The organism is Halohasta litchfieldiae (genome assembly GCF_002788215.1).
Classification (GTDB): domain Archaea; phylum Halobacteriota; class Halobacteria; order Halobacteriales; family Haloferacaceae; genus Halohasta; species Halohasta litchfieldiae.
The window spans coordinates 2203330-2221561 of sequence record NZ_CP024845.1 but is presented as its reverse complement, the minus strand read 5'-3'; the positions used below and the strand labels follow the sequence as shown (position 1 = coordinate 2221561).

Genomic DNA, 18232 nt, shown 5'->3' with positions numbered 1-18232 from the left:
ATGACTGACCAGCCCTCCACACTACAGGCAGTCGACTGGATCGATACAGCGGCGTCGACACCGCTGCATGTGGTCTGTTCGGTTCGGGGCGACCGGGACCGCGAACTCCTCGTCGACTGGCTCGGCTCGGTTGAGGGGGTGACGGTCTCGACAACCACCCCCGAGGAACTCGTCACCGCGCCGTTTGATCTCTGTCTGATCGACCAGTCGACGCTGAACGCGGTCGGTGACCGGCTCCTCGAACGAAGCACGGATGCCCAACCGATTACGTTGCCCTGTCTGTTGATAACGACGGGTCGACCCACGGCGACGAGCGCCGCCGGGGAGTCGACGACCGTCCCGGACAAATATCAGCCGCTTGTGACGGATGTGATCACGACACCGGTTCGGAAGTCCCAGCTCCGGCGACGGCTGCGGACGTCGTTGAAGATGCGTCAGCAATCCAAACAGCTGGCCAGTTCGAACACCCACCATCGGGAGCTGTTGGAACTGCTTCCGGAGGCCGTCCTCGTCGTCTCCGAGGGGACGATCAAATACGTCAACACCGCGGCCGAATGTCTGTTCGGTGCCAGCGAGTCGACCCTGCTCGGGAGCGCGTTTCTCGACTATATCGCCGCCGGCGACCGGTCGACCGCGGCCGACCTGCTTGCGGTCACCGAGCAAAGCGAGACCGTCTCGGGTACCGCCCCCGAGTTCGTCGAGTTCGAACTCGCCGTCGACGGGCGGGCGGTCGAGATCGAAGCGGCTTCGACGGCCGTCGGTCTCACTGGCGATTCGGTCCAGCTCATCTGTCGGGATATGACCGAGCGCAACGAGCGAGAAGATCAGCTCCGGCTCTACCGAAAAGCGATGGACGGGGCGACTGTCGGCATTACGATCACGGACGCCAGACAAGCCGACAATCCGCTGGTCTACGTCAACGAAGAGTTCGAACGACTGACCGGACTTGACAGCGAGGAGGTTCTCGGTCGGAATCCACGGTTCCCCCAATCGCCACGGACCAATCCCGACACTATCGCCGAAATCCGGCAGGCGGTCGACAACGGGGAGGCGGTCTCGGTCGAACTCCTCAATCAGTATACCGACGGCACCGAGTGGCACAACGCCCTCGACATCTCGCCGGTCCATCAGGACGGCGAGCTAACCCATTTCTTGGGCTTCCAACGGGATGTGACCGCCACCCGATCCCAGCAGAACCAGCTTGCAGTGCTCGACCGCGTGCTCCGACACAACCTCAGAAACCGGCTCAACGTGGTGTTGGGCCACGCTCAAACGCTCACAGAGGGTGCCAACACCGAGGCAGTCCCGATTCATGCGGGGAAGATCTGTGAGACTGCCGAGGAGCTGTTGGAGCTGAGCGACAAAACCAGACGGTTCCGGGCGGCAATCGAGACCGATGCCGAGTCGACAACCACCATAGAGCTCGCGGCAATCCTTTCGGACTGTCTCAGGGAGGTTTCCGAGACGTATCCAGCCGCTGTCTTCGAGCATACCGTCCCCGAGACGGCGCGGGTCCAGTCGAAAGCCGCAGTCACGTTCGCACTGACCGAACTGCTGTCGAACGCAGCGCTCCACTCGGATCAGGACGCTCCACAGGTCAGCGTTACCGTCTCGGAGGTCGACACTGAACTCCGAATTCGGATCACCGACGACGGTCCCGGAATCCCGGCGGCCGAACAGCAGGCGTTCACCGATACAACCGAGACGCCGACCGACCACGCCATCGGCATCGGGCTGTGGCTCGTCCGGTGGGCCATCGACAGTGCGGGCGGCGAACTCGACTACGAGGCCGTCGACCCACAGGGAAGCCGAATCACGGTTCGATTGCCGGCAGTCACGGCCGCCGAGTCGAAAGACAACACCACCTGACAGCCTACGACGTCGACCGATGGTCGGGACAAGAGCCGAGACGAAACCGAGGAGCCAAGCGACACACCCGAACTCAGGAGAACAGCCGTTTGAGATGTGATTTGGAGAAGAACGACGAGGGTTTGTCCATATGAACGCCGATTTCGCCGGCGAGCGCGCCGAGCCCGACTCGCTGGACTGGCTTGGGAAGCGAGTAGGCCCGGCGGATGAGATGGCCCATTTGGATCTCGGTCGACAACGTCTCGCGCCACGCCGACTCGTAGATCCCAAGCGATTCAGGACGGTCGGGCCGGATATGCCGAGCCGCGCAGTCGGCAGCAGTCATCCCGTACAGAATGCCACCTCCAGTGAACGGTTTGGTCTGGCCGGCCGCATCCCCAATCAGGAACACGCGGTCGGTCGTCACTGAGTCCGGCGGGCCAATCGGAATCGCTCCCGAACAGAAGCGGTCGGTTTCGACGCCGTAGGCGTCGGTCAAGAGTTGGAAACGGTCGTTGACATCACCGCCCGGCGGCGCGGCCAGTCCGTACTCGACGCCCGCCTCGCCGCGCGGGATACGCCACGCAAAAAACCGCGGGACGGTGAGGTGGACGTCGACGTGATCCGAGTGGTCGACCTCGTCGGTAAACGCGAGGACGCCGTGGATTTTCTCGCCCGGCTCGGGGAGGTCGACGGCCTGTCGGACCCGCGAGACAGGGCCATCACAGCCAGCGACCATCCGAGCTTCGAACGTTTGGGTGCCCTTCTCGCCAGCGACGCTCGCGGTGACGGTGACGCGATCCGGATGCTCTTCGATGCCGGTAACAGTATGGCCTTCCCGAACATCGGCACCGGCTCGGCGGGCGCAGTCGGCCAGCGTGCGGTCGAGTGCGACGCGGTCGACGACGTTCGAGACCTCCTCGGTTTTATAAAATCGATGGGAAGCGGTGTCCGGGCCACCAGTGTAGAAGTTCGCACCGTAGATCCGATTCTGGAAGAGGTCCTCGCGGGCGGAATCGGGAACGTAGTTCCAGATATCGGTGCTGACGTGGCCCGAGCAGGCCAACGGTGTGCCGACCGTACCCTTTTCGAGGGCGAGAACATCGAAGCCGGATTCGGCTGCCCGGCGAGCGAACCGCCCACCGGCAGGCCCGACCCCGACGACGACGAAATCGTACATACCTGTCTATGGCGAGCGATTTGCATATAGTTTGTTAGTTTATACCCGCCGCCCAGCGGTTCGAGTCGACCACCAGCGCTGGTAGTCAGTAGCTACTGCCTGAACAATTCACAGCAGACGGCGTTAGTCACGCTCTAACTCGTCGACACGCTGTTCGAGTTGTTCGATCCGCTGTGTCGACTCGGATTTCTCCGTCGACTGTCGGCGGAAGTAGCCGATGAGGACGACAAGGAGAATTCCAGCCGGTACGACCAAGAGAACAACAAATACGAGCAGGATAATCAGTAGCTCCGGTCCGATGGGAAGTTGCAGTAGCGGGAGTTGCATAACTTATAGAGAATCTCCCCCCAATCATACATAAAATACCTGATCACTCAAATATACTGTAGAGATGTGGCCACTCACCGCAACATAGGTCACACAACCACCAATCCACGCGGTGTTTGGCTTCGGAGAGAGTCTGTCCAGTTGATGTCGACTTCGCCCCACGAATCGCCCTGATCAGAGGCCGTACTCCTGAAGCCGGGAGACAGCTGTCGGTCCATCACCACCGTTCGAGACGACGAGGAGAGCGTTTCGCATCACCAGATGACAGGTGGCCATAGCACCCCATTTGAGACGTGTGGTAGAAAAGCTCCGTGGCGGACGAACGGCATTAGCAGGTCGACCGAGTTCAGTGATTCAGTCGTCGCTAGTGACTTTGGCAGGTTTCCGGCGATCCGAGCGTGGACCTTCGAGGTCGACAGCCGACAGATAATCCCGGAGATACCGGCCCGTATGTGAGGCTTCGGTGCGGGCGACGTCCTCGGGCGTCCCGCTGGCGACGACCTCGCCGCCGCCTTCGCCACCCTCTGGCCCGAGGTCGACGATGTGGTCAGCGTTTTTGACGAGGTCGAGTTCGTGTTCGACGACGACCACACTGTTGCCGTTGTCGACCAAGCGCTGCAGGACCTCGATCAACTTTCGCTCGTCATGTTTGTGGAGGCCGGTCGTTGGCTCATCGAGGAGATACAGCGTGTCGCCGGTCTGCTTTTTACCGAGTTCCTCGGCGAGCTTGACCCGCTGGGCCTCGCCACCCGAAAGCGTGGTCGACGGCTGGCCCAGCGACATGTAGCCCAAGCCAACGTCTTTGAGTAGTTTCAGGCGTCGACGGAGCTGTGAGTTGGCCTCGAAGAAGTCGTAGGCTTCGGCTACTTCCATCTCCAGCACGTCGGCAATGGTCTTGTCCTTGTAGGTCACGTCTAACGTCTCGTCGTTGTACCGCGAACCCCCGCACTCCTCACAGGGAACGTGCACGTCCGAGAGGAAGTTCATCTCGATTTTGACCGTTCCCTGCCCGCCACAGGACTCACACCGGCCACCCTTGACGTTGAACGAGAATCGGCCCTTCTTGTAGCCGCGCTGTTTCGAGAGTTTCGTCTCGGCGAACATCTCCCGAATGTAGTCGAAAACGCCGGTGTAGGTCGCGGGGTTCGACCGCGGGGTACGACCAATTGGGCTTTGGTCGATGAGACGGACGGTTTCGATCTCGTCGAGGCCCTCAAGCGAGTCGTGGTCACCGGGGTCGACGCTCGTGTTGTCGTTCATCTGCCGGGCAAGCGACTTATAAAGGATGTCGTGCATGAGGGTCGACTTCCCGGAGCCGGAGACGCCTGTCACGGCCGTAAACACACCCAGCGGGATCGAGACATCGAGATCCGCGAGGTTGTGTTGGCGGGCACCCCGTATCGTGAGCTCGCCATCAGAGTCGCGGCGCTCCTCGGGGACCGGGATCTCTTTGCGACCCGAAAGATAGTCACCTGTAATCGACTCGTCGGCGTTACAGATATCGTCGAACTCGCCATGGGCAACGATTTCGCCACCGCGCTTGCCGGGGCCAGGACCCATGTCGATCACATTGTCGGCCCGCCGCATCGTCTCCTCGTCGTGTTCGACGACGATCAGCGTATTACCGAGGTCCCGCAACCCGTCAAGCGTGTTAAGTAGGCGGTCATTATCGCGTTGGTGAAGCCCAATCGAGGGCTCGTCGAGCACGTAGAGAACGCCTACCAGCCCGGAGCCGACCTGCGTGGCCAGCCGAATGCGCTGGCTCTCGCCGCCCGAGAGGGTGGCCGCCTCACGGTCGAGTGTGAGGTATTCGAGACCGACCTCCTCCATGAAGCCGAGTCGGGCACGAATCTCTTTGAGGATCTCTGTCGCAATCGTTCGGTCGCGCTCCGAGAGGTTCGATTCAAGCCCCTCGAAATGTCGACGCGCATCGCCAATGCTCATTTTGTTGACGTCGGTGATCGAGGTGCCAGCAACGAGGACGTGTCGTGACTGCTCTTTGAGCCGGGTACCCCCGCAGGCCGGACAGTCGGTGACGGCCATGTAGTCCTCGATGTGTTCTCTGGTGCCTTTGGACTCGGTTTCGACATGGCGGCGTTCGAGGTTGGGAATGACGCCCTCAAACCGTTTTTCCTTCCGTCGAGTGCCGTTTTTCGTCGTTCGCTGGAAGACCACTTGGCGGTCGGTGCCGTAGAGGAACTGCCGCTGAATGTCGTCGTCAATATCTTCCCACGGTGTGTCGACGCTCAGATCGAAATGTGCCGCCACTGAATCGATTCGGGTTCGGTAGTACGAGCGGTTGTAGCTCCAGGCCTCAAATACCTTCTTCAGGGGTTTGCTCGGGTCCTGAATAACGAGGCCTTCGTCGACCTCCTTGGCTTGGCCGATCCCCTCACACTCCGGGCAGGCTCCGTGGGGACTGTTAAATGAGAACGACCGGGTCTCGATTTCGGAGAACTGAAAGTCGCTGTTGGGGTTGCCAAGCGATTCGGAAAATTCGACGACGAGTCGGTCATCACCATCGCCCGCGAGGTCGCCGGTCGACCGCGAGTTCGATCCCATCGACACGTCTTCGGGCGGATCGGGGATGAGTAGTTTCAGGCTACCGTCGGCTTTCTCCAAGGCCGTCTCGACGCTGTCGGTGATCCGTGAGCGAGCCTCGGCGGTGAGTTTGACGCGGTCGACGATCACGTCGATGGTGTGGTCGTAGTTCTTGTCGAGGTCGGGTTTCTCGATGGTCAGATCGTACTGTTCGCCGTCGACCTCGACTCTTGAGTAGCCGTCGGCTACCAGTTCGTCAAAGAGATCCTCGAAGGCCCCTTTCTGGTCACGGACGACCGGCGCGGCGATCATCGCGCGGGTTCCCTCGGGGAAATCGAGCAGTTGGCGGACCATCTCTTGGGCGCTCTGTTCGCCGACCGATTCGCCGGTGATCGGATCGTACTGCGTGCCGATGCGAGCGTACAGCAAGCGGAGATAGTCGTGGAGTTCGGTGACGGTGCCGACCGTCGACCGGGGGTTGTTGGCGGCGTTCTTCTGGTCGATGGAGATGGCGGGCGACAGCCCCTCGACGGCCTCGACCTTCGGTTTGTCCATCTGTCCGAGGAAGTTCCGGGCGTAGGCCGACAGCGACTCGATATACCGTCGCTGACCTTCGGCGTAGATCGTGTCGAACGCCAGTGAGGATTTCCCCGATCCCGAGAGCCCAGTGACGACCGTAAAGGCCTCCCGTGGGATCTCGACGTCGAGTTCCTTGAGGTTGTGTTCCTCCGCGCCACGGACGGTTATGTACTCTTTACTCATGCTGATCGTCCCGGAGTCGACCGCAAGAAACGCGTTCGTCAACGATGGCCCAGTGCATACAGAGAGGTGGGCGGCGAGGAACTTAACCCGCCCGTTCCATGTCACCGCGTACCGTTGTACCGGCGTCTCGGAGTGTGTTGTGGACGTCTTGAGACCCGCATTCGATTTATAAAACACTGATTGGAATCGGAAGCCGATAGAGCGTCACGACCGAAATATAGTAGACTATTTATCCGTTATACACCGACTAACGGTCCCGGTAGCCACTGAGCATGTTTTCGACGTATTTGGCGATCACGTCGACCTCAATATGAATTGGATCACCGACCGCTTTCTCCTGAAGCGTTGTGAGTTCGTAGGTCGTCGGAATAATCGCCACATCGAACGTGCCGGCCTCGCGGTCGATGGCAGCAACCGTCAGCGAGATTCCATCGAGGCAGATCGACCCCTTGTCGACGATGTACTGGCCATACCCCTCTGGGAGTTCAAACGTGAACCGCCAGTCGTCGCCGACTTCCTCGATGGCGTCGACGGTAGTGACCGTGTCGACGTGGCCCTGCACAACGTGGCCGTCGAACCGGCCGTCAGCGGGCATGGCACGCTCGATGTTGACGCTATCCCCGACCGATAACTCACCGAGATACGTTTTGTCGACCGTTTCGGCCGCCAGAAAGACCTCGAACCAGGAGTCGTCGGCAGTGGTCGACTCGAAGGCCTCGACGGTGAGACAGACGCCGCTGACGCTGATCGACTGGCCGTGATGGAGGTCATCGAGGCCAGCTGCCTCGATGCGGAGTCGACGGCCGCCAGCGTCGTCCTCGACAGCAACTACCTCGCCCGCGGTTTCGACGATTCCCGTGAACATACCCCAGAGAGGCGGGACGGACAAAAAGCGGTTGTGATACAGTTTGTTGTAGGAAGTTACCGCTCGACCGCCGCCGGTGGGCGGTCGAGGCGGGAACCGTCTACAACAGACAGTATGACTCCGGGCGGCGCGTTTTTATCTAATCAGGCGGTAGACGACAGCAATGAGACTCGGAATCATCGATATGATTGGCCTCGCCGCAACCCTCATTTTTGCCCTTCCGGTCGCCAACTTCGGCGTCACCAAGCTACTGGCTGGCGAGGCGACCATGGGTATTGCGCTGGTCGTCGTTGCAGTTGCGATGGTCGCACTCCCTCATTACTTCACGGACCCTCGTACCATCTTTACGAAACTACTCAAAGGGCTCCTCCCGGGCCGGTTTCGGAATGGAGAGTCGACGGTCGAAAGTGACAACGGGCCGGAACAGGAGAGTTAGTCGCCGTTTACCGGAGGTAACAAGCGTAATAACTTTATTATGGAAGGACATGTCACCGGGCATGAGTCCCCAACTCAAGCAGAATGACGTCCAAGAGCCCCTCCAAGAGGCGCTTGAAGCCGCCGAAAACACCAACACGAAGTATTACATTCGTCAGGCCCTCCAGCTGACCGAGCTAGATAACTGAACAGCAAACACTGACAGTCAGTCGACCTCTACTCAGTTCGGTCGACTGGTGTCAGTGAAGTGGGATACTCAATCAGTGTCTCCGGACCCTCCTCGGAGACGACAAACAGTGTCCCCAGTCGAATCGTTCCTCGGGCGGGGTCGACGACGCCGGTGTCGACGGCGATCACTGCGCCAGCACGAAGTTGGCTCTCAGCACCGACAGCAGGCTGTTCGTGTGTCGAGAGGCCGACGCCGTGGACGGTCGCGGTTGCTCGGCCCTGTGTCGACTGATCGGTATCCGGCGTGACCGCAAACCCGTAGGCACCGACTTCGGCAACCGCCTCTCCTTGGACTGTCGAGATGTCGACACCGGGTTCGATCTCCCGCTGTGCGGCCTGTAGGCCAGCTTCAGCTGCGATGAATGCCCGCCGCTCCCAGCCTCCTTCGCTGTCGACGGCCACCGTTCGCTTGAGATGACCGTGGTAGCCATGCGGGCCACGGGGGGAGACAGTGAGCCGAATCGGTTCGCCTGCCGGGAGCCGATCGGCGACATCGGTGTCGGCCTCGATGCTTGTATTGTCGGCTGGGGCGACACCGCTGGCGGCGAGTTCGGTGTTGATCTGTCGACGGAGTCGCTCGGCCGTAAGTGGCTGGCCGTCGACCACCAGTCGACCGTCGACTGGTTCGCTGGCCGCCAGCACTGCCTCCGAACGAGCCAGTCCGTCGGCGGCAGCCGCTTGGACGGCCCGGAGACAGTCGCGTTCAGCCGAGGTTTTTGTAGCGCGTGCCGTCGTCACTGCGGGCGTCGACTGTAGTTCATAGCCAGCCTCTTGAAGAAACACGGCCGCATCGTGTGGGAGGGTTCGCGGCACAAGCAGTGTGCCATCGCTTACGGTCGTTCCCAATCGGTCGGCGAGAACTGCACGGACTTGTTGACCAGTGGCAGTCGTGGGCGGACGACCCTCGATCTGTCGACTGATTTCGGTGTCACTGGTGACCTGCTTGAACCCAGTCACGTCGCTGACGACACCGCGTGGTACACAGTAGACGGCCTGTGGTGGCTGGTTTTTAGTACCGGGGAGAATGACAAGCGCCGTCTCGCGATCAGGCCCGTCGACACGCGTGAGATACCGACGGTTCGGATCGCCTCGCTCGCTGACGTGGACGAAGCCGACGGCTCCGGCGTCGTCGACCGCAGTCCAAACGGCTTCGAGTCCCGAGTGTGGCTGGTCGGTGGAACCGACTGCTGGCTCCGGCGAGCCCGTCACGGTTCGGGTTCGGGGGCATCCTCGGCGGCTTGGGCCGCATCGAGCAACTCGTTGGCAGGCTGCTGGCGGATCTCGTTGTGGAGCAAGACGCTGATCGGCACCGTCGGCGCGCCGTCGATCAGGTTTTCGAGGAGCACGAGCCGCTCGCGGGCACGGCTCATCCCGACGTAGAACACGCGGCGCTCGTTGTCGGTCAGCAGCGGCACCGGATTGGTGTGTTTGGTAAATTCGTCTTCGCCCGGAAGCTCGTCGTCAGAGGGCTCGACATCGCTCTCTTCGCGGCCGGTGACGGTCGCGGCCATCTGTTCGACGACCTTCTCGGTGAGATCGGTCCCAACAAAGACGTGGTCGGCCTCACGACCCTTCGCGGAGTGGATCGTTCCCACCCGCACGAGGTTGGGGTCCTGACCGTGGTAGTCGCCCTCGAAGTAGGCGTTGATCGACTTTCGCTGGAAGCTCGTCACTTTTCGGACCATGTCGCTGGCCGAGGCCGGATCAGGAATGAACGGGGCGAAGTTCTTGACGTCTTCGGGAGCCAGCGGAACCTCCGTGAGATCCTCGGTTTCAGCCGCCTCTTCGCGGTCTTCGAGGAACTCGTAGAACTCGTCGCGCTCGTTGGAACCGAACGCCGAGGTCTGGAGCATATCAGCCAGTCGACGCCCCTGTAGGAGAGTGAGGTCCTCGTCAGCGTCGTAGGCTTCGATGGCCCGGACGTAGTCGACGAGTCGGTCGGTCCAGAGCCGCTGGTCGGTCAGCGCCTTGAATGGAATCCCCTCGTCGATGAACTCCTCGATGAACTGGAACAGTTGGTAGCGGGCGCGGAACAGCACCATCACGCTACCGTCGTCTTCTTGGACCGTGTACCGGACGTTCCGAACGAGTTCGAGCATCGAGGCGTTTTCGACACCCTCGACGACACCGCCCTCTTTGCGGGGTTTGAGGTCCTTCTCTTGGCGTTTTTCGATATGCTGGATCTCCCTGTCGACGACGTTGAGGATCCGCGAGGGGAGTCGGTAGGAATTCGGGAGGACGACATCCTCATCGCGCTCGGCATCGAGCAGGAGGTTCGGGTCCGCACCCTGCCAGGCGTAGACGACCTGGTCGTCGTCGCCGGCGATCAGCACCTGCTTCATGTGGGGTTTCCACTCCTCGAAGACGTCATACTGCAGCGTCGTGATATCCTGAAACTCGTCGATGACGAGATAGTCGACGTTCGGCAGCAGCGAGCGCTGTTTGACGCGTTCGAGCATGTCGGCGAAGCCGACCAGTTCGTGGTCGCCTTTATAACTGCGCCACGCACGGATCGCCTCGGGGATGTCGACGCGGTCGTCGTCAGCCGTCCACGTCGGGGTGTACTTATTGCCCTCTTGGGCGTTGGGGTCGATCTCGGGTGGGAGGCGGACCTCCTCGACGTTCCACTGGAAAGGGACATCGTACCAGTCCGAAACCTCTCGGCTGGTCCGCTGGAGCCACTGACTCGTCGAGATGATCTTGTTGCCGAGGGTCGTCGACCGAGCGGTGCGGCGGCCGCCGCTCTGGTACTCGTCTTCGTATTCGAGGCCGAAATCCTCGCAGAACTCCGTTTTGTCGTCTTCACCGACGACATCACCACGGGAGAGGTTCAGCAGTTCGTAGGCTTTCGCGTGCATCGTGCAGACGTTGCCCTTCAGTTCGCGGGGTGTCGTCTCCAACCGCTCGGCGAGCCGCTCGCGGATCTCGGCGGCGGCCGCTCGGGTGTAGGAGACGACCAGAATGTCACGCGTGTCGACGTCGTCGTCTTCGAGAATCGTCTCGACGCGGTCGAGTAGGGCTGTCGTCTTCCCGCTGCCGGGACCACCGAACAGGCGGGTTATCTGCACGTCCGTGGTACTCATTGTACCATTTGCACGTGCCCCGACCTGATAAACGACGTGACTTCGGTCGCCGAAGTCGACGGCTGGGCACCGCTCGCGGGGAAACTGAGTTGCGGAAGGAGTCGACTACCGCTCGGGGAACCAACCACAGACAGCGCATTTCTGTGCGTCGTCGTCGTGGATGCCTCCGCACTCGGGACACTGCTTTTTGTTATACGAGTGGTCCCATCCTGCCGGTACCGTATCGTGTCCGTTTGCCGAAAGGAACTCGTCGAACAACTCGTCATCAGTGGTCTGTGCTGAGGCCATACTGGTTTGTGGTAACGTGTGTCACTCACTTAGCTGTTTGGCTCCCAGAGAGGGTTGTCACCACTCGGCTGAAACACGGACGAACCGAAAGGAATACTGCTCGAAAATGGCGTATGGCTCGTTCGTTTGCCCGACGAACGGAGCGCGGAGAGGGGTGCTCGTTCTGACTGCCCGCAGATCGGAGTGTGATGAGTGTGGTGTGTTCAGTGACGATCCGTACCTTCGGCTATCGGATCGTTACTTATCGGCTAGTAGCGATGGATGCAGGTGGTCCACCGCCCTGCCCGTTGCCCTGACCGCTGTTGCCGCCGGAGCCGCCGTTACCGCCATTGCCACCGTTACCGCCGTTGCCCTGACTGCTACCGCTTCCGCCACGGTCTGCGTTGCCGTTGCCCTGCCCATTACCGGCGTCTTCCGGTGCATTGCCCTGTCCGTTACCGGCGTCTTCCGGTGCATTGCCCTGCCCGTTACCGGCGTCTTCTGGTGCGTTGCCCTGTCCGTTACCGGCATCCTCTGGCGCGTTGCCCTGCCCGTTACCGGCGTCTTCTGGCGCGTTGCCCTGCCCGTTACCGGCATCCTCTGGTGCATTGCCCTGTCCATTACCGGCATCTTCTGGTGCGTTACCCGAGCCGTTACCGGCATCCGCCGGTGGCCCGCGACCGGCGGCCTCGGAGACGATTGGGCCGAGTTTCTCGATCTCGCCGTTACGGAACGCCGAGATCAGTTTCTGGATCGTTGAGACCTGATCGGCTGCCTCCTCGGGGACCTCTTGTGCGTCCTCGACACTCTCTTGGGTGATGAGTTCACCGCCGACAACCTCGTAGATCGTCGACTGGGTGGTGCCATCAACCGTCACCGCAATGTCAACTGCTGGTCGGTCGTCAAGACCGAACTGGAGAGTTCCGTTCGCGTCAGTGGTGCCCACATCGCTACCGTTGACTGCGACCGCCGCGTTCTCGACAGCCGTCCCATTGGAGGCGACTGAGACCGTCACGGTCTCGTTGTCGAGTGTCGCACCGAAGTCGAACTCGGTGGTCTCGTCGGTGTCGTCTTGTGCAACGAGTTCACCGTCGACAACCTCGTAGGTCGTCGTCTGGGTGGTCCCGTCGACAGTCACCGAGATGTCGAGTGCCGAGCGATTATCGAGACCGAACTGGAGGGTTCCGTTCGCGTCAGTGGGACCGACATTAGTGTCGTTGACTGCGACCGTCGCGTTCTCGACTGCGGTGTCGTTCGATGTGACCGACACCGTTACCGTCTCGTTGTCGAGTGTTGCGCCGAACGCGAAGTCGGTCGTGTCGGGACTCTCGGTCTGCTCGACGAGGCTCCCGTCGACTACCTCGTAGGTGGTCGTCTGGGTGCTGCCGTCGACGGTGACCCCGAGTTCGACCGCAGAGCGGTTGTCGAGACCGAACTGCAGAGTGCCGTTGGCGTCAGTTGTTCCTGCCTCGCTACCATTGACCGCGACCGTCGCGTTCTCGACGGCCGTGTCATTCGATGTTACAGACACAGTGACGGTTTCGTTGTCGAGCGTCGCGTCGAATGCGAAGCTCTCACCGTCGTCGGCTGTCTGGGCCCCAGCAGTTGTCGCCATGGCGGGGATTGCCATAGACAGACAGACTGTCAGGACGATTGCCATCAGTAGATTTCGGCGCATTACGACCTATCATATTGGAGGATAGTACTTGTATGAGAACAGTAGTGGACCCCATTTGCGCCGGATTACTCCCGTAAACGTCGTGTGGTTTTTTATATGAGGAGAGAATGTCAGCAATATAACCCGGTATATTTTAGATCGACCAACAGTGAGTCGACCCATCGCTACCGAACGGTCGACCACATCGGTGGGGCGCGGATTAGTTCTCGGCGGCCAGTTCCTCGGCGACGACACTCACATCGAGTAGTTCGGGGTCGACGGCCAAATCTGCTTGACCCTTGACGAAGTCCGGCAGGTTCTTCGGACTGTAGACGACCACGCGTATCTCGGGGGTGTTTTCCTTGGCGACCGGAATCCCGCTGGCTTCGCCAATGTCGGTCAACACCAGCAGATCGGCCTCGTCGAGGCCGGCCTCTTGGAGCGTCGACAGCGAGACGACGCCAGTGATCCGGTGGATCGTAACCCCCTCGGCTTCCAGTGCATCGCCGAGTCCGTCAGGGTCAGGACCGGCGACGATTGCAATCTGGCTCATTACTCGTACTCGATGGTCGCTGGCGGTTTGTGTGTGACGTCGTAGACGACGCGGGCGACGTTCTCGTTTTCGCCAGTAATCCGGCTCTGAATCCGCTGGAGCGTCGACCAGTCGATCTCTTGGGCGCGGGCGGTCATCCCATCGCGGCTCTCGACCGACCGCACGGCGACGACCCAGCCGTGGACTCGATTATCGCCTTTGACACCCGTGGCTTTACCGATCACAGCGGCGAACGCCTGCCACGGCTCGTACTCTTCGAGTTCCTCTTCGACGACGTGGCAGGACTCGCGGGCCACCTCGACCTTTTCCGGGGTGACTTCGCCAATGATTCGGACGGCGAGGCCGGGGCCGGGGAACGGCATGCGCTCGGAGATGATGTCTTCGAGTTCGAGTTCGCGGGCGACCTCGCGGACCTCGTCCTTGTAGAGGTCACGGACCGGTTCGACGATTCCCTCGAAGTCGACGCGCTCCGGAAGCCCACCGACGTTGTGGTGGGATTTGATGTTGCCCTCGCTTTCGATGCGGTCGGGATAAATGGTCCCTTGGACGAGATACTGGGCGTCGGTCTCCTTGGCTTCGCGTTCGAACTCCCGGATGAACTGCTCACCGATTACCTTGCGTTTCTCTTCGGGGTCAGTCACGCCTTCGAGACCCTCGTAAAACCGTTCGCGGGCGTCGACGATTTCGAGACTCTCCATGAACGAAAAGGTATCTCGAATCTGGTCGGTCTCGCCTTTGCGCATGAGGCCGGTGTCGACGTAGACGGGGGTCAACTGCTCGCCGATTGCTCGGTAGGCCAGCGTGGCTGCGACCGAGGAGTCGACGCCGCCGGACAGCGCGATGATCGCGTTTTCGTCGCCGATCTGTTCTTTAATCGATTCGACTGCCTCGTCGATGAACTCTGTTGGGTTTACCATTAGATGGTGACCTCGTCTTCGGACTGCGGTTCGGTTTCGGATTCGCTGCGGTCGACAACGGCCTTCAAAAAGCCCACGAACGGCGGGCTGGCTCGGTCCGGTCGGGACCGGAACTCGGGGTGGAACTGCGTGCCGAAAAAGAACGGATGATCCTCGTGTTCGAGAATCTCCATCCGTCGACCCGCCGTGCCGGAAAAGGCCAGCCCCTCGGATTCGAGTTGGTCGATGTAGTTGGGGTTAACTTCGTAGCGGTGGCGGTGTCGTTCGGTACACGAATCGTCGGCGTAGATTCTGGCCGCGAGCGTACCGGGTTCGATCTGGGTCTCGTGTGCACCGAGTCGCATCGTGCCGCCCATGTCGTCGACCTCCTTCTGTTCGGGGAGGATATCGATGACGGGGTGTGGGGTCTCTTCGTCGAGTTCCGCGGAGTTGGCGTCTTCGAGTCCGAGGACGTTGCGGGCGTGTTCGATGACGGCCATCTGGAAGCCCAGACAGAGCCCGAGGAACGGAACGTTGTTTTCGCGGGCGTGGCGCACGGCGTCGATCTTGCCGTCGGTGCCACGGGAGCCAAAGCCGCCGGGGACGATGATTCCGTCGGCGGCTTCGAGTCGCTCGGTGTGTTCGTCGTGCATCTGGTCGGAGTCGACCCAGAGTACGTCGACGTCGACTTCGCGTTCGATGCCGGCGTGTTTCAGCGCCTCGTGGATCGACATGTAGGCGTCTTCTAAGCCATACTTGCCGACGAGTGCGATTTCGACAGTTCCCTCACGGTCACGGGTGACGAGTTCTCGCCAGCGCTGGGAGCGCTCGGCTTTCGGCAGTGCGCTCTTAGCGATACCGAGTCGCTCCATTACGTACTCGTCGAGTCCCTCGTCTTCGACCATCAGCGGGACCTTGTAGATGTCGTCGACATCGGGATTCGAGAAGACCGCATCCGTCGAGACATCACAGAAACGGGCGATCTTGGTCTTTGTCTGTTCTTCGAGATGGTCTTCGTTCCGCCCAACGAGAATATCAGGCTGCAGACCGATAGATCGGAGTTCTTTGACGCTGTGTTGGGTGGGTTTGGTTTTCTGCTCGCCGTTCATCGAGTCGGGGACGAGCGTCACGTGCATGAAGAGTAAATCCTCGTCGTCCTCCTCGCTAGCGAACTGCCGGAGGGATTCCAAGAACGGCATCGACTCGATGTCGCCGACGGTGCCGCCGATCTCGACGATACAGACGTCGGTGCCCTCGGCGGCCTCCCGGATGCGCCGCTTGATGTCGTCGGTGACGTGGGGAATAATCTGGACCGTTTTGCCCAAATAGTCGCCCGCGCGCTCGGCTTCGATCACGCTCTGGTAGGTTTTCCCCGTCGTCACGTTGTGATCGGAGGTCATATCGATCCCGAGGAACCGCTCGTAGTTCCCCAGATCGAGGTCGACCTCGCCGCCGTCTTTGAGGACGTACACCTCGCCGTGTTCGTAGGGATTCATCGTCCCGGCGTCGACGTTGAGGTAGGGGTCGACTTTGACCGCGGTGACGTCGAAGCCCGCGTTGGCCAGCAGTCGGCCCGTACTCGCGGCTGTGATCCCTTTCCCGAGGCCGGACATGACACCTCCCGTTACAAAAATAAACTTCTTCCCCAGTGTGGGGTCGTATCCCGTTGTAGGTTCCGTCGGCATACTGACTGTCCGCAAGGTTTCATCAAAACGGTTTCGATAGGGTCGACTGGCTGGGTGTCGTTGGCATGCTCGACACCGCCACGGGAGTGCTGCGAGGCTGTCGACGCGACACGGGTTACCTGCGTTCTCCTAACAGCATCGGGCCAACAGTGGCGGTCCGTCGGATGATGGTTGCGGTCCGCAAAATAAACACGGCGAGCAGCACCAAGGGAACGAACACGAGCGTGACGAGCAGCGAGACGACGGATGGAAGAGCCGCCGCGCTGATCGCCGGGGTCCCAAGCCCGCCGTGTATGAGTATGATAAACACCGCTGCAAAGACGGCTGGAACACCGGTGTAGATAATGAGCTGTGAAAACCGGGTGAGTTCACGCTGGAGGTACACCGTTTTGAAATGTTCTTGGGCGCTACTAAACAGGCGTGTCGACTCGATCAGGTCATCGAACGCGGTTTCGGTCTCAGCCGAGAGCGCCGGGGCGCTGTTACGGAGATAGCGAGCGGTCGACAACTGCCAGCCGTCATCGTAGGCGATTGCGACCGAGAGCGCATCGAACGCATTCGTCTGAGGCTCGTCTACCGACTGGTCGACCCACTGGGCGTTGTCCTCGACGCTCTGGGCGTACTGTGTGACCTGCTGTCTGTACGCCGCGTTGGGACTGTCTGCAACCGACTCGGCCAGTCGGCTGGCATTCGTCCCAATCGTGTCGGCGAGCACCGATAGGACTCGCGTTGGCTCCATCGGTGTTCGTGGAATATCTGCCTGCTGTTCGATATCTTGCCGAAACTGCATCACACTACTGAACTGATCGCGGTGTTTTCCAACCGGGGAGAATTCTTGCGACAAAATGAGTTGATTCACTGAGACGACGAGCGTGACAAGCGACAGCGAGCCAGCAATCATCCCGCTTGCCATGCGGGTCACTGACCCTTGATCGGTGAATCCGATCACCCCCAGCGCGTTGAGAATCAAAAGCAGCCCGAAGAGACCGACTGAGATGATGATCGTGAGCAGCAGTCGACTCCCGTCGACCACGAGCCATTCGATGAGCCGATTCCGTGATCGTGGGTCATGCTCCAAACGCGGCTCGGATTGTGCCCCTGTGTCAGAGGACCCCGAAGAAGCCATACGACTACCACGGGTCGAGGGCCCAAAGTAGGTTATTCCCAACACAGCCAATACTGTACAGAGACGGCCGTTACGCGTGGAATATCACGTTCAACAGGATAAGTCCGTGATGTCGGTCGATGTGTCGGCCATGCGAGTTTTCACGACACGGCGTGAGGGGATCAGTCGACAATGACCGACCGCGCTACTGGAACGACCCGCCGTGGGTTTGTCGCCGTCTGTGGCGGAGGAGTGGTGGCTGTTCTCGGTGGCTGTGCCGAAACAAGCAGTAGCCCACCGTATCAAGACGGGCAGCTGAACCAAACCAATCAGACCAACCAAACCAATCAGACCAACCAAACCAACCAAACCAACCAAACCAACCAAACCAATCAGACCAACCAAACCAACCAAACCAACCAAACCAACCAAACCAACGCCACCGAGCGGACAGCCCAGCAGACGACCGCCGCGGAAGCGGCCGCGATAACGGAGCCAACCACCAATGCCGTACCCCTCGATTCACTCGTCTTGGAGTCACACGAGTATGTCCTCACCCAGGGGTACAAAGGGCCGGTCGTCCAGGGCACGGTGGTCAACACCGGCAGCGAGGTCGTCCGAACCGTCGAGGTCCGTGTCCGCGTCTACAACGCCACCGGCGCGCAACTCGGTCTGTATATCGCCCGCACGAGTGATCTCGCCGCAGGCAACGCCTGGCAGTTCGAGGTGATTCTGTTGGCCTCACCGTCGGATATTGCGGACTACGAAATTGCCGTCCTCGGCGTTCCTGACTGAAGAGA

The 18232-nt window shown here is 60.5% G+C and carries 16 protein-coding genes; 4 read left to right on the top strand and 12 right to left on the bottom strand.

Annotated features, from left to right (window positions below; translation table 11 throughout):
* On the top strand, positions 1-1869 hold the full coding sequence (locus HALTADL_RS11270) for a PAS domain S-box protein (RefSeq protein ID WP_089672436.1): 1869 nt from the start codon (positions 1-3) through the stop codon (positions 1867-1869).
* 73 nt (positions 1870-1942) lie between these two features.
* On the opposite strand, the gene HALTADL_RS11265 is transcribed toward HALTADL_RS11270, so the two are convergent.
* From HALTADL_RS11265 to HALTADL_RS11250, 4 genes are all read right to left on the bottom strand, one after another.
* On the bottom strand, positions 1943-3028 hold the full coding sequence (locus tag HALTADL_RS11265) for a geranylgeranyl reductase family protein (RefSeq protein WP_089672438.1): 1086 nt from the start codon (positions 3026-3028) through the stop codon (positions 1943-1945).
* A 123-nt stretch (positions 3029-3151) separates the two neighbouring features.
* On the bottom strand, positions 3152-3355 hold the full coding sequence (locus HALTADL_RS11260) for a hypothetical protein (protein ID WP_089672441.1): 204 nt from the start codon (positions 3353-3355) through the stop codon (positions 3152-3154).
* Positions 3356-3709: 354 nt separating this feature from the next.
* On the bottom strand, positions 3710-6658 hold the full coding sequence (uvrA, locus tag HALTADL_RS11255) for an excinuclease ABC subunit UvrA (RefSeq protein WP_089672443.1): 2949 nt from the start codon (positions 6656-6658) through the stop codon (positions 3710-3712).
* 247 nt (positions 6659-6905) lie between these two features.
* Positions 6906-7523, bottom strand: a complete 618-nt coding sequence (locus HALTADL_RS11250; protein ID WP_089672445.1) for a riboflavin synthase — start codon at positions 7521-7523, stop codon at positions 6906-6908.
* 163 nt (positions 7524-7686) lie between these two features.
* Between HALTADL_RS11250 and HALTADL_RS11245 the strand changes: the two genes are divergently transcribed.
* Positions 7687-7959: a DUF7533 family protein gene (locus HALTADL_RS11245; protein WP_089672446.1), complete on the top strand. Its 273-nt coding sequence runs from the start codon at positions 7687-7689 to the stop codon at positions 7957-7959.
* A gap of 61 nt (positions 7960-8020) precedes the next feature.
* Positions 8021-8146 carry a hypothetical protein gene (locus tag HALTADL_RS17790; protein WP_265472930.1) on the top strand — a complete coding sequence of 42 codons (126 nt, stop codon included), beginning with the start codon at positions 8021-8023 and terminating at the stop codon, positions 8144-8146.
* Between the two features lie 28 nt (positions 8147-8174).
* Here the strand turns inward: HALTADL_RS17790 and HALTADL_RS11240 are convergent, their stop codons facing one another.
* The 8 genes from HALTADL_RS11240 to HALTADL_RS11205 all read right to left on the bottom strand — a co-directional run bounded on the left by HALTADL_RS11240 (position 8175) and on the right by HALTADL_RS11205 (position 17405).
* Positions 8175-9395, bottom strand: a complete 1221-nt coding sequence (locus HALTADL_RS11240; protein ID WP_089672448.1) for a M24 family metallopeptidase — start codon at positions 9393-9395, stop codon at positions 8175-8177.
* Positions 9392-11269, bottom strand: coding sequence for a UvrD-helicase domain-containing protein (locus tag HALTADL_RS11235; protein WP_089672450.1), 1878 nt, complete (start codon positions 11267-11269; stop codon positions 9392-9394). Before HALTADL_RS11235 ends, HALTADL_RS11240 begins: the two co-directional genes overlap by 4 nt.
* A gap of 105 nt (positions 11270-11374) precedes the next feature.
* On the bottom strand, positions 11375-11557 hold the full coding sequence (locus HALTADL_RS11230) for an HVO_0416 family zinc finger protein (RefSeq protein WP_089672452.1): 183 nt from the start codon (positions 11555-11557) through the stop codon (positions 11375-11377).
* Positions 11558-11798: 241 nt separating this feature from the next.
* Positions 11799-13166, bottom strand: coding sequence for a hypothetical protein (locus HALTADL_RS11225; protein WP_089672453.1), 1368 nt, complete (start codon positions 13164-13166; stop codon positions 11799-11801).
* A 247-nt stretch (positions 13167-13413) separates the two neighbouring features.
* A complete protein-coding gene (locus HALTADL_RS11220; protein WP_089672454.1) occupies positions 13414-13746 on the bottom strand; it encodes a DUF7126 family protein in 333 nt (110 codons plus the stop codon).
* The gene (gene guaA, locus HALTADL_RS11215; protein WP_089672456.1) at positions 13746-14663 is read right to left on the bottom strand and encodes a glutamine-hydrolyzing GMP synthase; all 918 of its coding nucleotides are present in this window, start codon (positions 14661-14663) and stop codon (positions 13746-13748) included. Before guaA ends, HALTADL_RS11220 begins: the two co-directional genes overlap by 1 nt.
* On the bottom strand, positions 14663-16327 hold the full coding sequence (locus HALTADL_RS11210) for a CTP synthase (RefSeq protein WP_089672458.1): 1665 nt from the start codon (positions 16325-16327) through the stop codon (positions 14663-14665). Before HALTADL_RS11210 ends, guaA begins: the two co-directional genes overlap by 1 nt.
* A gap of 115 nt (positions 16328-16442) precedes the next feature.
* A complete protein-coding gene (locus tag HALTADL_RS11205) occupies positions 16443-17405 on the bottom strand; it encodes a hypothetical protein (RefSeq protein WP_218143665.1) in 963 nt (320 codons plus the stop codon).
* Positions 17406-17624: 219 nt separating this feature from the next.
* Between HALTADL_RS11205 and HALTADL_RS17395 the strand changes: the two genes are divergently transcribed.
* The gene (locus HALTADL_RS17395; RefSeq protein ID WP_089672463.1) at positions 17625-18227 is read left to right on the top strand and encodes an FxLYD domain-containing protein; all 603 of its coding nucleotides are present in this window, start codon (positions 17625-17627) and stop codon (positions 18225-18227) included.
* The last annotated feature ends 5 nt before the right edge of the window (positions 18228-18232 follow it).

Excerpts from the sequence above, each read along its gene's own strand:
- HALTADL_RS11270 (WP_089672436.1), top strand. The coding sequence starts at position 1 with ATGACTGACCAGCCCTCCACACTACAGGCAGTCGACTGGATCGATACA.
- HALTADL_RS11265 (WP_089672438.1), bottom strand. The coding sequence starts at position 3,028 with ATGTACGATTTCGTCGTCGTCGGGGTCGGGCCTGCCGGTGGGCGGTTC.
- HALTADL_RS11260 (WP_089672441.1), bottom strand. The coding sequence starts at position 3,355 with ATGCAACTCCCGCTACTGCAACTTCCCATCGGACCGGAGCTACTGATT.
- uvrA (WP_089672443.1), bottom strand. The coding sequence starts at position 6,658 with ATGAGTAAAGAGTACATAACCGTCCGTGGCGCGGAGGAACACAACCTC.
- HALTADL_RS11250 (WP_089672445.1), bottom strand. The coding sequence starts at position 7,523 with ATGTTCACGGGAATCGTCGAAACCGCGGGCGAGGTAGTTGCTGTCGAG.
- HALTADL_RS11245 (WP_089672446.1), top strand. The coding sequence starts at position 7,687 with ATGAGACTCGGAATCATCGATATGATTGGCCTCGCCGCAACCCTCATT.
- HALTADL_RS17790 (WP_265472930.1), top strand. The coding sequence starts at position 8,021 with ATGAGTCCCCAACTCAAGCAGAATGACGTCCAAGAGCCCCTCCAAGAG.
- HALTADL_RS11235 (WP_089672450.1), bottom strand. The coding sequence starts at position 11,269 with ATGAGTACCACGGACGTGCAGATAACCCGCCTGTTCGGTGGTCCCGGC.
- HALTADL_RS11230 (WP_089672452.1), bottom strand. The coding sequence starts at position 11,557 with ATGGCCTCAGCACAGACCACTGATGACGAGTTGTTCGACGAGTTCCTT.
- HALTADL_RS11225 (WP_089672453.1), bottom strand. The coding sequence starts at position 13,166 with ATGGCAATCCCCGCCATGGCGACAACTGCTGGGGCCCAGACAGCCGAC.
- HALTADL_RS11220 (WP_089672454.1), bottom strand. The coding sequence starts at position 13,746 with ATGAGCCAGATTGCAATCGTCGCCGGTCCTGACCCTGACGGACTCGGC.
- guaA (WP_089672456.1), bottom strand. The coding sequence starts at position 14,663 with ATGGTAAACCCAACAGAGTTCATCGACGAGGCAGTCGAATCGATTAAA.
- HALTADL_RS11210 (WP_089672458.1), bottom strand. The coding sequence starts at position 16,327 with ATGCCGACGGAACCTACAACGGGATACGACCCCACACTGGGGAAGAAG.
- HALTADL_RS17395 (WP_089672463.1), top strand. The coding sequence starts at position 17,625 with ATGACCGACCGCGCTACTGGAACGACCCGCCGTGGGTTTGTCGCCGTC.